Origin of the sequence: Streptomyces sp. NBC_01260 (assembly GCF_036226405.1) — a bacterium.
Lineage (GTDB): Bacteria > Actinomycetota > Actinomycetes > Streptomycetales > Streptomycetaceae > Streptomyces > Streptomyces laculatispora.
The window spans coordinates 4,855,307-4,871,130 of the sequence record NZ_CP108464.1 but is presented as its reverse complement, the minus strand read 5'-3'; the positions used below and the strand labels follow the sequence as shown (position 1 = coordinate 4,871,130).

Genomic DNA, 15,824 nt, shown 5'->3' with positions numbered 1-15,824 from the left:
CATGTAATTCCGTGCCGAGGAGTGTCCCGGCGACGGTCACCAGGGCATTCGCGACAGCCCAGGGCAACTGCGCTGCGAGCAGGGGCACTGCGGCACTGGTGGCGACGCCCACTCCGCCACCACAGAGTACGAACCGAGCGAAGATGGCGATCGGGGCCATAAGAGACCTCTCCCCCGTGGAAGCGAACACAATGCAGGCATACGCACACGCCGGGACACGTTCACCAGCTACAAAGGCAAGTAGCCACATCAGCGACTAACCGGAGGGCTACTCGCTGACGTGGCTACCGCCTCGTTGAAGACATCCGCAGTACCGCCTCAGAGGAGGGGCTGACGGATCCGCCGGAGACAGAAGAGCGAGAGGAGACCCGCGAGTACCAGATAGCCCACGAGCTCGATCCACTGGAATGTCCAATAGCGATCAGCAGGCTGGTAGGACACGTTGAAGTGCAGGTCCTTCTCGGCCATGCACTTCACTTCCTCGGAGAAGGTGCGCGTGGGGCAGTCACTGATCATCTTCTCCGTGACCGGCTTGCCACTCGAGTTGAGCAGCTTGACCCTGGAATCCAGCACCCAGGCCCCAGGAATGGAGAAGTCCGCGATACTCATCTGCCCATTCGCGAGCACGAGACTCGGGGCCTTGGTGGGATCGCTGCTCATCGCCATCGTCGTCTTGACGGGGGACTGCATGTACGGGCGGACGACGAAGGGAACGAGGACCTGGGTGACAGCGAGGACGGCGAGAGTGATGGCCATCGCCGGCATGGTACGGCGCGTCAGGAGACCGATGGCCGTCGCAAGGACGAAGGCGAAGACCGCGTACCCGATCGGAGCGATGTTCCTGGAAATAAAGGCCAGAGCGCCGAACCTCGCGCCTTCTACCTGGTCGTACGGGCTGGCTGCCCAGGTGAGCAAGATGCTCAGGACACCGATCACCGCCGTGCTGGCGAGGCCGACGAAGAGGAGCTTGACCGTGAGCCAGCGCGCGCGGGTCACGCTCTGATTCCAGACCAGGCGATGCGTGCCTGTCTCAACCTCGCGGGTGATCAGAGGCGCACCCCAGAAGATCCCGATCAAGGCGGGGGCAACGACGAGCACGATACTGGCCAGGGTAAGCTGAGTCTCGTACTGCTCAAGAAAGAAGCTCTTGGCGGTATCGCAGCTGTCCTTCGCTCCGCAACCGGCGATATCGGAGTCGTATGAGCTGCGAAGCTGCATGCCGAGTATGACAAAGTAAATCGCGATGGCTGCCACGGCGGCTGCGGCAGCCAGGGCCTGCACACGGAATTGGCGCCAGGTGAGCCAGATCATCGCTGAGCCTCCAGAGTCTTCGGCGTCGTTCCAGTCAGGGAAGCGTTCGCGGCGCGGCTCATGTAAGCGAGGATGATGTCCTCGAGATCGAGGTGCGTCGCTCCCGAGATCGAGTAGGGAATCGGGCCTGGTGAGTGCACGATCAGCGTGCTCTGGCGAGCGGTGTTGTCCGCCTGGATGACCTCGATCGTCGAGGGCAGGTCATCAAAGTCGCCGGGAGCTCCCACGAGCCGGTAGTGGCTGGCCACCAGGTCATCGGCCTCCCCCGCCATCTGCACGCGGCCCGATCCCATGACGATGAGGTAGTCGCAGACCCGCTCCAAGTCGCCGAGCAGGTGCGAGGAGAGCATGACGCTGGCCTCGAGTTCGGCCACGAATTCCATCAGGTTCTGCAGGAACCCCCTGCGAGCCAGCGGATCCAATGCGGCGACCGGCTCGTCGAAGATGAGCAGCTCCGGCCGCTTGGCGGCGGCAACGGTGAGCGCGAGCTGCGCGCGCTGCCCACCTGAAAGCCCCCCGGCCTTCTGGTCGAGCCCGAGATTGAGCTGCTGGATTCGCCGCTCCGCCAACGACTGGTCCCAGCGCGGGTTCAACTTCGCGCCCAGTCGAAGGTGTTCAGCAACGGTCAGGTTCGCGTAGACCGGAGTGTCCTGGGCCACGAAACCAACACGCGCCAGCTGTTCCGAACTATCCGTCGGCTCACTGCCAAGAACCTTGATGGTTCCGTCGGTTGGCTTGATCATCCCGCACGTCAGCCCGAGAAGCGTGGACTTGCCAGCTCCGTTGGGACCAACGAGGCCGATGACCCGGCCGACTGGAATCTTGAGGTTGCAGTCGGCCAGCGCCTGATGGCGGCCGTACTTCTTACCGAGGCCGTCAGCCTCAAGGACAAGCGTCATTTCCTCACCTTTACGGAAGTTCGGAATGTGGTCATAAAGAGGGCTTCGATACTGTCCGTATCAAGCCCCGCACGGTGTGCCTTCTCGAGCCACTGCTGCAATTCCTGCCGAAGAGGTTCATGAGCGGGAAGTGAATCGTCGGTGAGAGTGCGGGTTACGAAAGTCCCCACTCCCGGGCGGGGGGACACCAGGCCCTCATGCTCAAGTTCTCGATAGGCCTTGAGGACCGTATTGGGGTTGATCGCCACCTTGGCCACGACTTCCTTGACCGTCGGCAACTGGTCCCCGACGTCCAACAGACCTAGCCGCAGGGCCTGTCGGACCTGCTGAACCAGCTGAGCGTACGGCGACACGCCGGTTTGGACATCCAGATGAAAGTCGATCAAGGCATCTCCACCTCCTTGTACTAGGACCCTAGCACAATAGATTGCCAGCCCCAAGGGACTGTTGAGGAGATGAGGACCAGCAGTGCTCGGACGCCAAGAGGCCCCGTCTGACCTGCATGTTCAGACGAGGCCTCGCTTGGCTCAGGTCGTTCCTAGTCTCGGCGCAGCCAATCCGAGATGGCCTCCCATGCCATCGCCAACATGTCGGGCATGACCATGTTGGAGTGCTCGCAGGGCAGGCAGACCACGGAGATCCGGCGTTCGATGAAGGGCTCCCACGGAGCAGTGTGCGAGATACCTGCCGGCTTGCCCTCCTCTGCGACGAGGAGCAGTGCGTCCCCATCGAATCGACCGAACTCGTGCTCATCCTTGATCGCCGCGTTGTTGTGGTACGCACGCGCCATGAGCTTGAGCTCCTCGTCCGAGAAGCCACCGAGCAGGTGCCCCAGCTCGGCACGGATCCTGTCCGCCAGTCCGGCGTCGTCACCGGGCTGTGCGTCACCGGAACGGACATCGGAGCTGCCGGTTGCCATCGGCGGGTAGGCATCCATGAGGATCAAGGACACCTGCTCGCCCTCCGCCCGCAGTTGAACCGCGATCTCGTGCGCCGGAGTTCCGCCGAAGGACCAGCCCACCAGGTGGTAGGGCCCGGACTCCTGCACGGAGCGAAGTTGACGCACGTACTCCGCGGCCATGTCCTTGACGGAGCCCACGAACTCGGCCGTTCCGTCGAGCCCTTGGGCCTGGAGGCCGTACAGCGGATAGTCCTCCGGGATGTACCGGGCAAACGGCAGGTAGCACCAACTCAGTCCGCCTCCTGGGTGGACGAAGAAGAAGGCGGGCTTCGTGCCACCTGTCCGGATCGGCAGGAGTCCGCCGAGCGCGTCCTGGACGGACGACAGGTTCAGCGTGCTCATCAGCCGCGCCGGTGTCGGGTTCATGATCAGGTCCCGCATGGTCACGGAGACTCCCCTGGTCCGCAGAAGCTCCATCAGCGACACCGCGAGCAAGGAATGCCCGCCCAGTGCGAAGAAGTCGTCGTCCACCCCGACCGACGGAATCCCGAGCACCTGGGCGAATGCCTCGCACACGGACTCTTCCAGCACGCCGGCGGGGCCGCGGCTGCCCGAACGTTCACCAGCGGGCCCGGCAGTGTGCTGCGGCGCCGGCAGGGCTCGACGGTCCAACTTGCCGTTCACCGTCAACGGCAGCGCGTCCAGGACGACCACGGCGGACGGCACCATGTACTGAGGCAGCCATTCGGCCGCGAACTCCCGTACAGCACCGGCCAGCACGCCAGGCTCGACGTCCCGGTCGGACGGAACGACGTAGGCGACCAGGCGCACGTCTCCCGGGGCGTCCTCACGTGCGATGACCGAGGCCTGGCTCAGCTGTGCCTGCATGGCGAGCACCGCCTCGATCTCGCCCGGCTCGATCCGGAAGCCACGGATCTTCACCTGATCGTCCGTCCTGCCCGCGAAGACCAGTTGACCGTCCGGCGTCCATCGCGCCCGGTCCCCGGTCCGATAGAGCCGTGAGCCGTCCCCAGCGAACGGGTCCGCCACGAACCGCTCGGCGGTCAAGCCCGCACGCCCCACGTAGCCACGCGCCAGCCCCGCACCCGCGACGTACAGCTCACCGGCGACGCCCACCGGTGTCGGCGCCAGATTCTCGTCCAGTACGTACACCTGGGTGTTCACCACTGGTGAACCGATGGCGACCTGCCCTGCATCGGCGTCACAGCGCCACAGCGTCGCATCGACCGTGGTCTCCGTCGGGCCGTAAGAGTTGAACAACGCCCGGCCCTGCGCCCAGCGGGCCATCACCTCGGGCGGGCACGCCTCTCCCGCCACCACCAGCACGGTCTCCTCACTGATCGATCCCTCATCGAGGGTGGCGAGGACTGCGGGCGGCAGCGTCGCGTGTGTCACTCCTTCCTCGGTCAAGTACTCCGGCAGAGCAGCGCCGAGGCGCCGGTCAGCAGGCACCACCACCAGGGCTGCCCCCGACAGCAGGGCCATCATCCACTCCCAGCCGAAGGTGTCGAAGGCCGCGGACGCGAACTGCGCCACCCGAGCCCCGGAGCCCACGCCCAGGTATCGCACATGACCTGCCACCAGGCTCGCCGCGCCCACGTGCGAGACAAGCACACCCTTGGGGCGGCCCGTCGAACCCGACGTATAGATCACGTACGCCGGGTGCTGCGGCCGCAGCCCGCCCCGCTCATCACCGGTCAGCGGCGCAGCGTCGAAGGCTGCCAGCTCCGCGGCTACCGCCACATCGTCGAGCACCACCCGCGACACCTCCGCGGGCACCACCTTGTCGAGCGCCTCGGAGGTCAGCACGACCCCGACGCCGGCGTCCTGAACGACGTAGCTGATTCGCTCCGCCGGGTGCTCGGGATCCAGCGGCACATACGCGCCCCCCGCCTTCAGCACGGCCAGCAGCGCCACTTGCAGCTGGATCCCTCTCTCGAGGCACACCCCGACCAAAGACTCCGGACCAATGCCCCGACGGACCAAGTACCTAGCCAGCCGGTTGGCACGAGCGTCGAGCTCGGCGTACGACACCTCAGTGCCTCCGGCCACTACCGCCACCGCGTCCGGGGTCCGTGCCAACTGGACCGCGAACAGGTCGGGCACCGTCGCGGCCACGACATCCGACGTCGCCGTGTCGTTCCACTCACTCACGAGCCGGTCCCGCTCGCTGTCGCCGAGGACGTCCACCGCCGACACACGTGTCTCCGGGGCGTCCTCCAGAGCAGCCACCAGGTTCTCCAGGCATGTGTGCAGCAGTCGGCACACCTGCTCCGCGTCGACCGACACCACGGCATCGACCGTCAGAGCGAACCCGGTCTCGGAATCGTCGACGGCCACACCCACGGGATAGTTGGTGGCATCCCGTGTGAACACCGTCTTGATGCCTTGCGAACGGGGCCCGCTCCCCTGGGCCGGCTCAGGAGCCACCCGCTGGCGGTGCCGGTAGTTGAAGATCGACGTGAACAGCGGGCTGTCGCCCGGCACTCCGCTCGCCTGCTGAGCCAGCGCCAAGGGCGCGTGCTCGTGCACCAGCAGATCTGCCAACTGCTCCCTCAGCCCCGCCAGCGTCTCGCGTACGCCGGTCGAGTCGACCCGCACACGCACAGGAAGCGTGTTGAGGAACAGGCCGGGCACCCGGTCCGCGCCCGCTCCAGCGTTCATACGCCCGAACAGGACCGTTCCGAACACGACGTCGTCACGACCGCTGATCGCGGAGAGCACTCGCGCCCACGCGAGGTGGAACACGGTGGCGGCACTCACCCCGAGGGAGCGTGCCAGCTCACGTACCCGGACGCTGACTTCGTCCTCCACCGACAAGTGGGCGCGCACAACGCCGCTGCCGTCGCCATGGACGTCCAGCAGTCCGTACGGTGCCGTGGTCTCCTCCACGTCACCGAGGAGCTCGGCGAAGTACTGCTCGTGCTCCTCGCGCGGCACACCAAGCCTGGACTGTGCGACGAAGTCACGGAACGGCAGCGGCTCGGGCAGTGTGTGCTCCCGTCCCGTCAGGAACGCGCGCAGCTCACCCAGGAGCACATCCTGCGTGGTGTGGTCCTGCACGAGGTGGTGGATGCGCAGCAGCGCAAGCCACCGGCCACTGCCGGGCTCGGCTGTGACATGCGCCCGGATCAGCGGGGCACGAACCAGGTCCATCCTCGCCGCGGACGCCGCCAGCAACTGCTCGATCACATCAGGACCCTGGGGGTCGAGAGTGACCTCCTCGACCGGCAGCACCACTTCGCGCGCGACGACCTGTACCGGCTCGCGCAGGCCTTCCCAGACGATCGACGTGCGGTAGATGTCGTGCCGGTCGACCACGCGCTGCAATGCCTTTAGGAAGGCGTCCAGCCTGTCCCGCGAGTCGAATCCGATGACCCTGGGGGCGGCGTAGACATCCGCGCCACTCTCGGCCTGCAGCAGGTAGTGGAAGAAGATGCCTTCCTGCAGCGGTGCGAGCGGGTACACGTCCAGCGTGTTGATCGCACCCCCTGACACCTGGGCGACGACCTGATCAACCTCTTCGGCCGAAAGGTCGACCAGCGGCAACATGTCAGGTGTGATCGCGGTGGCACCGTCCGGAATCCGTCGGGCCGGTACCTCCACTTGTCCTGGAGCGGCCACCGTGGCCAGCTCCTCCGGCGTCGGCGTCTGGAACAGTGCCCGGACCGAGATGGATACGCCGCGCGCCCGCAGCTGCTCCACCAACGACACGGCGAGCAGCGAGTGCCCGCCGAGCGCGAAGAAGTCGTCGTCGACCGCCACGGAAGGCAGGCCCAGGACCTCTGCGAAGCCGGAGCAGATGATCTCTTCCTGCACCGTCGCCGGGCCTCGGCCCGAGCTCGATGCTGCGGCCGCGTAGTCGGGGGCGGGCAGGGCCTTGCGGTCCAGCTTTCCGTTGCCCGTCAACGGCAGAGCGTCCAGAACCACGACCGCCGAGGGAACCATGTGCTCCGGCAGGCGAGATGCTGCGAACTCACGTACCGACGTGGCGAGTTCCGAGGTCTCGGTGTCCTCGTCATCGGCGACGACGTAAGCGACCAGGCGGACATCGCCGGGGATGTCCTCGCGAACGGTGACGGCCACCTGGGCAAGCTGCGGGTGCGCGGCCAGCGCCGATTCCACCTCGCCCAGCTCGATGCGGAAGCCGCGGACCTTCACCTGGTCGTCGGCTCGGCCCGTGAAGACCACCTGCCCGTCCGACGTCCAGCGGGCGCGGTCCCCCGTCCGGTACATACGGACGCCCATGGTGAAGGGGCAGGCGATGAAGCGCTCGGCCGTCAGGCCTGGCTGCCCCACGTAGCCCCGTGCCAGCTGAGCACCCGCGATGTACAGGTCACCCACCACACCCGGCGCCACCGGCTGCAGAGCGCTGTCGAGCACGTAGAGCTGAGTGTTGGCCACCGGGGTACCCACCGGCACCACCCCGGACGCGACCATCTCCGGTGTCAGACGTGTCGTCGCGACACCGATCGTCGCCTCCGTCGGACCGTAATGGTTGAACACCTCCCGCTCGCCCGCCGCCGCCAGCAGCTCACCGACCAACTCCGGCGAGGCCGCCTCACCGCCCAGCACCAGCGCCTTCGCCGGCAGCGCCGCTGCGGCTCCCAGCGCGGCCACATGCGAGGGCACCGCCTTCAGGAAGTCGATCCGCTGCTCCGCCAGGTAGGAGGCGACCGCCACCGGGTCGGTGACCGCCTCCTCCGCGAGGATGTGCAGCTCGCCACCGGTGGTCAGGCTCGCGAACACCACGGTGTTGCCCAGGTCGGTTGCCTGCGCCTGCAGCACCGCATACCGGCCCCCCGACCCGCCCAATCCGACACGAGCCGGAACCGAGCTGACGTAGTTCGCCAACGCACCGTGCGTCACCGCAACACCCTTGGGACGGCCCGTCGAACCCGACGTATAGATCACATACGCCAACTGACCCGCAGCAACGGTGACGTCCGGTGCCGTCACCGCAGCAGACGCCAGCTGCATCTGGACCAGCGTCCCGTCCACCGCCACCAGCCGCTGACGACCCGCCGGGAGATCATCCAGAATCTCCTCGGTCGTCAGCGTCAACACCGCACGGCTGTCACGCATCATGAACGCGATCCGCTCCGCCGGCTGCGCGGGATCGATCGGCAGATACCCCGCCCCGGCCTTCCACACCGCCAAAATCCCGGCGATGGTCTCCACGCCACGCGGCAGACACAGACCGACCACCGACTCGCCGCCGATCCCCTGCGACCTCAGGTAATGCGCCAGCCGATTCGCCCGACCATCCAACTCCGCAAACGAAACCCCGACACCATCCGAGACCACCGCCACCGCGCCCGGCGTCCGCGCCACCTGAGCCTCAAACAACCCAGGCGTCAAAAGACCCGACGCCTCAACACCCGTGTCATTCCACCCAGTCAGAACCCGACGACGCTCACCCTCACCGAGCACATCAACGTCACTCACGGGTATCGACGGATCCTCGACCACCGTCGACAACACACGAACCAGGCATTCAACAGCCCACTCGACCGTGGATTCCTCGAAGAGATCCGCCGCGCCGACGACCATTCCGCCTATGCCCGCAGGGACACCCTGCTCGTCGAACTTCTCCCCCACCTGCACGAAGAGGTCGAACTTCGCCCCTGCCTGGCCCATCGGCATCCCACTCGCCTGCAGCCCGGCCAGGCCACGCGCGGCCTCACCATCCGTGCTGGCCATCGCGAGGGTGTCCTGGAACGTGAGCATGACCTGGAAGAGCGGCTGGCGCGCCAGCGAGCGGGTCGGTGCCAGCTCCTCCACCAGGCGCTCGAACGGCACATCCTGGTGTGCGAACGCGCGCAGGCCCGTTCCGCGGACCTGCTGCAACAGTTCGCCGAACGTCGGGTTGGCGGACAAGTCGCTTCGAATCACGAGGGTGTTGAGGAAGCATCCGACCAGGTTGTCCAGCGACTCGTCGGTGCGTCCCGCGATCGCGGTCCCGATCGGGACGTCCGTACCAGCCCCCATCCTGGAGAGGGTTACGGCCAGACCGGCCTGCATCAGCATGAACGGGGTCACGCCGCGCTCACGCGCCAGGTTCAGGAGTCGGCCATGCACGTCAGCCGGGACGTCCAGCTTCACGGTGTGCCCCTGGTGCGACGGGACTGCCGGACGAGGACGGTCGTGCGGCAGTGACAACTCATCCGGAACATCCGCGAGCTCGTCACGCCAGTACGCCACCTGCTGGGACAGCACACTCTCCGGATCATCGTCCGAACCCAGCAGCTCCCTCTGCCACAGCGCATAGTCCGCGTACTGAACCGGCAACGCAGACCACTCCGGAGCCTGCCCCTCCAATCGCGCCGAGTAGGCAGCCGACAGATCCCGCGCCAACGGGCCCGTCGACCAGCCGTCGCTCGCGATGTGGTGCACCACGACCACCAGGACGTGCTCGTCCGGCCCCACCGCGATCAGCGATGCACGGATCGGCACCTCGGCGGCAAGGTCGAAGGCGTACCCGGTTGCCTGCGCGACGGCGTCCGTCGGATCCACCGGACCGTCGGAGTCGGTGAGGTCCACCACCTGCAGGTCCCACGACAGTTCCGACGGGTCCAGGATCTGCTGGTAGGGCTCGCCGTCGGCAGCCACCGCGTAGACGGTGCGCAGCACCTCGTGCCGCTCGACCATGTCCCGCAGAGCCGCGCCCAGCGCGTCCTGGTCCAGCCTGCCGGTCAGACGCAGTGCCGTCGGGATGTTGTAGGTGGAGCTCGGGCCTTCCAGCTGCCCGATGAACCAAAGCCGCTGCTGCGCGTACGACAGCGGGATCCGCTCCGGACGCTCCTTCGGCGCCAGCATGGTTCGGGTCGTTTCCTCGCTGCCCAGGTGCGCGGCGACCGCGGTCGGCGTCGGCTCGTCGAACAGCGCTCTGATCGGCAGCTCCATTCCCAGAACCGCTCTCAGGCGGCTCACAAGACGAGTCGCGAGCAGCGAGTGCCCTCCCAACTCGAAGAAGTCGTCGTCCATGCCGACGCTCTCCAAGCCGAGAACCAGCGCGAAGGCCCCGCAAATGATCTCTTCCTGCGGGGTGGAGGCGACTCGGCCCGTGCCCGACGACGCCGTTGCATAGTGCGGCGCGGGCAGGGCCTTGCGGTTCAGTTTGCCGTTCACCGTCAACGGCAGCTCGTCCAGGACGACGACGGCCGACGGCACCATGTGTTCGGGCAGCCGGTCGGCGGCGAACTCCCTGACGAGAGAGGGCAGTTCTTCAGTCGTCTCCTCGTCTTCCGGGACCACGTAGGCGACCAGTCGCTTGTCGCCCGGCACATCCTCCCGGGCAATGACCGCGACCTGAGCGACCTCAGGGGATGCCGCTAGTGCGACAGAGACTTCGCCTGGCTCCACGCGGAAGCCGCGGACCTTCACCTGTTCGTCGGATCGACCCGCGAACACCAGCTGACCGTCATCGGTCCACCGCGCCAGGTCACCCGTGCGGTACATCCGGTCGCCCGAACCGCTATACGGGCAGGCCACGAACCGCTCGGCTGTCATCGCGCTGCGGCCGACGTAGCCACGGGCCAGCTGGTCACCGGCGATGTATACCTCGCCCGCGACGCCGACCGGCACCGGGCCGAGCGAGCCGTCCAGTACGAAGACCTTGGTGTTGGCGATCGGAGAGCCCATGGGGACCACCGGTCCCGAGCCGTCCACGAAGCCCCCGGTGACCATCACGGTCGACTCGGTCGGGCCATAGGCATGCACCAGGCGTCGACCGGAGCTCCACCGTGCGGCCTGCTCCACGGGAATCGCCTCGGCGCCGACCTGCACAGTGGTCACGTCCGGCAGTGCCGTCGGGTCGAGCACGCCGAGCAGCGGCGGCGGCACGTTGACCGCCTGCACCCCCTGCTCGCGGATCATGCTGACCAGGAGGCCGGTATCCGCGCGCTCGGCCTCGTTGGCCACCACCAATGTGGCACCCGCAGCAAGCGTCGCCGCCACGTCCAGCACAGACGCGTCGAAACTGAACGAAGCGAACTGCAGGAGACGAGCGCCGGCGACCGCACCGAGGTTCGGCCCCGCGGTCACCGCCAGGTTCGCCATCGCTCCGTGCGTGACCTGCACGCCCTTAGGGCGTCCTGTGGATCCGGAGGTGTACATCACGTAGGCGAGCTCGTCGCGGTGGAGAGCGAGTTCAGGTGCCGTCGTCGGCTGAACGGCCAGCGCACCGACCACCATCGGATCATCCAGATCCAGCGTACGGATACGGCCCACCGGCAGATCATCAAGCACCTCACCGGTACCGATCAGAACCGACGCACGACTGTCAGCAAGCATGAACGCCAACCGGTCCGCCGGATACTCCGGATCCAACGGCACATAAGCCGCCCCCGCACGCCACACCCCCAAAATCGCCTCGACCATCACCACACCACGCGGCAGACACAAACCCACCACCGACTGCGCACCCACACCCTGAGACCTCAGATAATGCGCCAGCCGACTCGCCCGACCATCCAACTCCGCAAACGAAACCCCCACACCACCCGACACCACAGCAACCGCATCCGCCGAACGCACCACCTGCCCCGCAAACAACTCCGGTAGCAGTGCGGTCTCAATGTCGGCCTCGGTATCGTTCCACTCCGTCAGGACCTGATCCCGCTCATCCGCGTCGAGGACGTCCACCGCAGACATCCCGGTCTCCGGAGCCTGCTCCAGGGCGACCACAAGGTTCTCTACGCAGGTGTACAGCAGCTTGCACATCTGCTCCGGGTCGACGGGGGCTACCGCGCCGACCTTCAGGACGAATCCGGCCGTGGTGTCGTCCACGGCTACAGACACCGGGTAGTTGGTGATGTCCCGCGTGAAGACGGTCCGGATGCCTTGAGATTCGGTGCCACGCGCCTCGTCCGCTCCGTCGGTCGCACTGTGGCGGTGCCGGTAGTTGAAGATCGAGGTGAACAACGGGCTGTCACCCTGCACACCACTGGCCTGCTGCGCCAGCGCCAACGGCGCATGCTCATGCACCAACAGCTCGGCCAACTGCTCCCGCAACCCGGACAGAGACTCCCCGACACCGGTCGTGTCGACCCGTACACGCACCGGCAGGGTGTTGAGGAAGGGGCCTTGCACCCGGTCCGCGCCCTCTCCGGCGTTCATGCGGCCGAAGAGCACCGTGCCGAACACCACGTCGTCCCGGCCGCTCACCGTGGCCAGTACTCGCGCCCACGCCAAGTGGAAGACGGTGGCCGCGCTCACACCGAGCCTGCTCGCCAACTGACGTACCTGTCGTGCCAGTTCTCCATCCAGGAGGAGCAGTGCCCGCTCGGCGTCCGCTCCGCCGCTGAGGACGTCGAGCAGACCATAGGGAGCGGTTGTCTCCTCCACGTCGCCGAGGAGCTCGGCGAAGTAGCGCTCGTGCTCCTCGCGCGAGACGCCAAGGCGGGCCTGCGCCACGAAGTTGCGGAACGGCAGCGGCTCGGACAGTGAATCGCCCTGCCCGGAGAGGAACGCACGCAGCTCTCCCAGCAGCGCTTCCTGCGTGGTGTGGTCCTGCACCAGGTGGTGGATGCGAATCAGTGCCAGCCACCCGTCGCCGTTCGGTTCGGCAGCCGTGTGTACGTCGATCAAGGGGGCGCGGCTCAAGTCCATGCCGACGCCTGCTGCCGCCATCAACTGCTGTGCGGGTGCGGTGCCATGGCAGTCGAGCACGACCTCCTGGATCGGCAGCACCGCCTGACGCACCACCACCTGGGCCGGCTCGCGCAGGCCTTCCCACACGATCGCAGTGCGGTAGATGTCGTGCCGCGCGACCACCCGCTGCAATGCTTCGAGGAGAGCGTCCAGCCGATCCCGCGAGTCGAACCCGAGCACCGTCGGGATGGCGTAGGTGTCATCTCCGCCGTCCGCCAGCAGGTGGTGGAAGAGGAAGCCCTCCTGGAGCGGGGCGAGCGGGTACACGTCCGCGATGTTGGCCGCACCGCCCTCCACCCCCGCGACGACACGCGCGATCTCCTCGGCCGTGAGGTCGACCAGCGGCAGCATCTCGGGGGTGATCTCCTGCGCGCCGTCAGGTATCCCGTTCTGCGGGACCACTACGTGCTCAGGCCCTGCCGCGGCCGCGAGTCCAGCCGGTGTGGGCGTCTGGAACAACGCACGCACCGACACCGACACACCCCGGCCACGCAGCCGCTCCACCAACGACACCGCAAGCAGCGAATGCCCGCCCAGCGCGAAGAAGCCGTCGTCGACTCCCACTTCGGGCAGTCCGAGCACCTCTGCGAACACGCCGCAGATGATCTCCTCCTGCACGGTGGCGGGCGCCCGGCCCGCGCCGGCCGCCGCGGCGAAGTCCGGTGCGGGCAGCGCCGCCCGGTCGAGCTTCCCGTTCGACGTCAACGGCACAGCGTCGATGAGGACGATGGCCGCGGGCACCATGTACCCCGGCAGCTTGCCGGTGGCGAAGCCTCGCAGTTCCCCGACGAGCGAGCCGGTGTCCGCGTCCTGGCCGGACGGCACGGCATAGGCGATCAACTGCTGCTCCCCGGCCGAGTCTTCGACGGGGAGCACCACGGCTTGCGCCACCTCCGGATGTCCGGCGAGCACCTCCGCGATCTCCCCCGGCTCGATCCGGAAGCCGCGGATCTTCAGCTGTTCGTCCGCACGCCCTGCGAAGACCAGCTGTCCGTCGTCGGTCCACCGTGCCCGGTCCCCGGTGTGGTACATCCGTTCACCGGGCGTCCCGAACGGGCAGGCTACGAAGCGCTCAGCGGTCAGGTCGGGCCGTCGCGCATAGCCCTGCGCGAGCCCGGCACCGGCCAGGTACAACCCGCCTGCAACGCCTGCCGGAACGGGGTTCAGCGAGTCGTCGAGCACGAACAGGCGTGTGTTGGCGATCGGTGCCCCCATGGGGACCACCGGCCCGCACCCGGGGTCGACGACCCCGGTGGTCACCATCACGGTCGCCTCGGTGGGACCGTACGTGTTGACGAGGCGCCGTCCGCGCGCCCAGGCATCGGCCTGCTGCACGCCGATCGGTTCCGCGCCCACCAGGATGGTGGAGACGTCCGGAAGCTCCCCGGGCTCGAGCACCCCGAGCAGCGACGGCACCACGCTGGTCGACCGCACGCCCGCATCGCGGACCATGCCCACCAACAGCTCCGTGTCCGACCGTTCGGCCGGGGCGGCAACCACCAGAGTGCCTCCAGCCACCAGGGTCACCGCCACATCCAGTACGGACGCGTCGAAGCTGAACGAGGCGAACTGCAGTACCGGAACGCCAGGCGCCGCGCCGAGGACCGGCCCCAACGCCACCGCGAGGTTCGTCAGTCCGCCGTGCGTGGCCTGCACGCCCTTCGGACGGCCCGTCGAGCCCGAGGTGTAGATCACGTAAGCCAGCTGCTTCGGCACCAGCGTGATCTCAGGTGCCGTCGTCGGCGCCGCGGCGAGCGCCGCGAGCACCTCCGGGTCATCCAGCATGACGACGTGGGCCGCGCTCAGCTCCGCGGTCGACCCTCCGATCCCTACGAGGACGTCGACCTCGGAGTCGGCGAGCATGAACGCGAGCCGGTCGGAGGGGTATTCCGGGTCCAGCGGCACGTAGGCCGCACCCGCCTTCCACACACCGAACAGGGCGACCACGATGTCCACCCCGCGGGGCAGGCACAGCCCCACCACGCTCCGGGAGCCCACGCCCTGAGCCCTGAGGTAGTGCGCCAGACGGTTGGACCGCTCCTCCAGCTCCGCATACGACACCTCGACGCCGTCGCACACCACCGCGACCGCGGTGGGGTCGGCGGCCGCCCGCTGAGCGAACAGCTCCGGCACCAGCGCGTCCGGCAGGGTGCGTGCGGTGTCGTTCCACTCCTCGATCTGTCGGCGCTCCGCGTCGCCCAGCACGTCGACCGTGCTCAGCCGCAGGCTCGGGTCACCGGCCAGCGCTTCCAGGACACGTGCCCACCGTGTCACGAATCGCTCGACCGACTCCGTGTCGAAGAGATCCGCCGCGGCGACGATCGCACCACGCAGTCCGGCCGGAGCGCCCTCCGCGTCAAACGTCTCGGCGGCGGTCACCTCCAGGTCGAACTTCACGCTGGTGGCCCCGGTCTGCCCACCTGTTCCGGCCGGCAGACCACCGGCCCGCACTCCCGGCATGTCCAGGACCGCTCGGGCGTTGTTCTGCAGGGTGAGCATGATCTGGAACAGCGGGTGCCTGGCGAGCGAGCGGTCCGGGGCCAGCTCCTCCACGAGCCGCTCGAACGGCACATCCTGATGGGCGTACGCACCAAGTCCGCTCTCCCGCACCCGAGAGAGCAGCTCGGTGAAGGTCGGGTCGCCCGACAGGTCCGTGCGGATCACCAGGGTGTTGACGAACGATCCGACCAGATCGTCCAGTGCTTCATCCGTGCGCCCCGCGGTCGCGGAGCCGATCGGGATGTCCGTGCCGGCACCGAGCCGGGACAACAGTGCCGCGAGGGCGGCCTGCAGCACCATGAACACCGTCACGCCCTCGGCACGAGCCACTTCGAGGAGGCGTGCGTGCAGTTCGGCCGAGAGGTCCAGAGGCACGCGGTGTCCCTGGTGGGACGCCACCGCCGGACGCGGCTTGTCGAAGGGGAGTTCCAGCTCCTGAGGCAGGTCGGAGAGCACCTCGCGCCAGTAGCCGACCTGAGCGGACAAGAGGCTGCCCTCGTCGTTCTCCTCCCCCAGCAGCTCCCGCTGCCACAGGGCGT

The 15,824-nt window shown here is 67.5% G+C and carries 4 protein-coding genes (1 of these 4 cut by a window edge); all 4 read right to left on the bottom strand.

Annotated elements, in window-relative coordinates; all coding sequences use genetic code 11:
* Positions 1–318 precede the first annotated feature (318 nt).
* Positions 319–1,311, bottom strand: coding sequence for an ABC transporter permease (locus OG322_RS21655; RefSeq protein ID WP_266411763.1), 993 nt, complete (start codon positions 1,309–1,311; stop codon positions 319–321).
* The gene (locus tag OG322_RS21650; RefSeq protein WP_266411762.1) at positions 1,308–2,210 is read right to left on the bottom strand and encodes an ABC transporter ATP-binding protein; all 903 of its coding nucleotides are present in this window, start codon (positions 2,208–2,210) and stop codon (positions 1,308–1,310) included. The genes OG322_RS21655 and OG322_RS21650 overlap by 4 nt, the downstream gene beginning before the upstream one ends.
* Positions 2,207–2,596 (bottom strand): GntR family transcriptional regulator, encoded by a 390-nt coding sequence (locus OG322_RS21645; RefSeq protein ID WP_266411761.1) that lies wholly within the window; start codon positions 2,594–2,596, stop codon positions 2,207–2,209. The genes OG322_RS21650 and OG322_RS21645 overlap by 4 nt, the downstream gene beginning before the upstream one ends.
* Positions 2,597–2,748: 152 nt before the next feature.
* Positions 2,749–15,824, bottom strand: partial view of a non-ribosomal peptide synthetase gene (locus OG322_RS21640; RefSeq protein ID WP_266411760.1) — the 3' portion only. It continues 6,964 nt past the right edge of the window; 13,076 of the gene's 20,040 nt are visible here — the last part of the coding sequence; its start codon lies off the right edge, out of view; it ends in the stop codon at positions 2,749–2,751.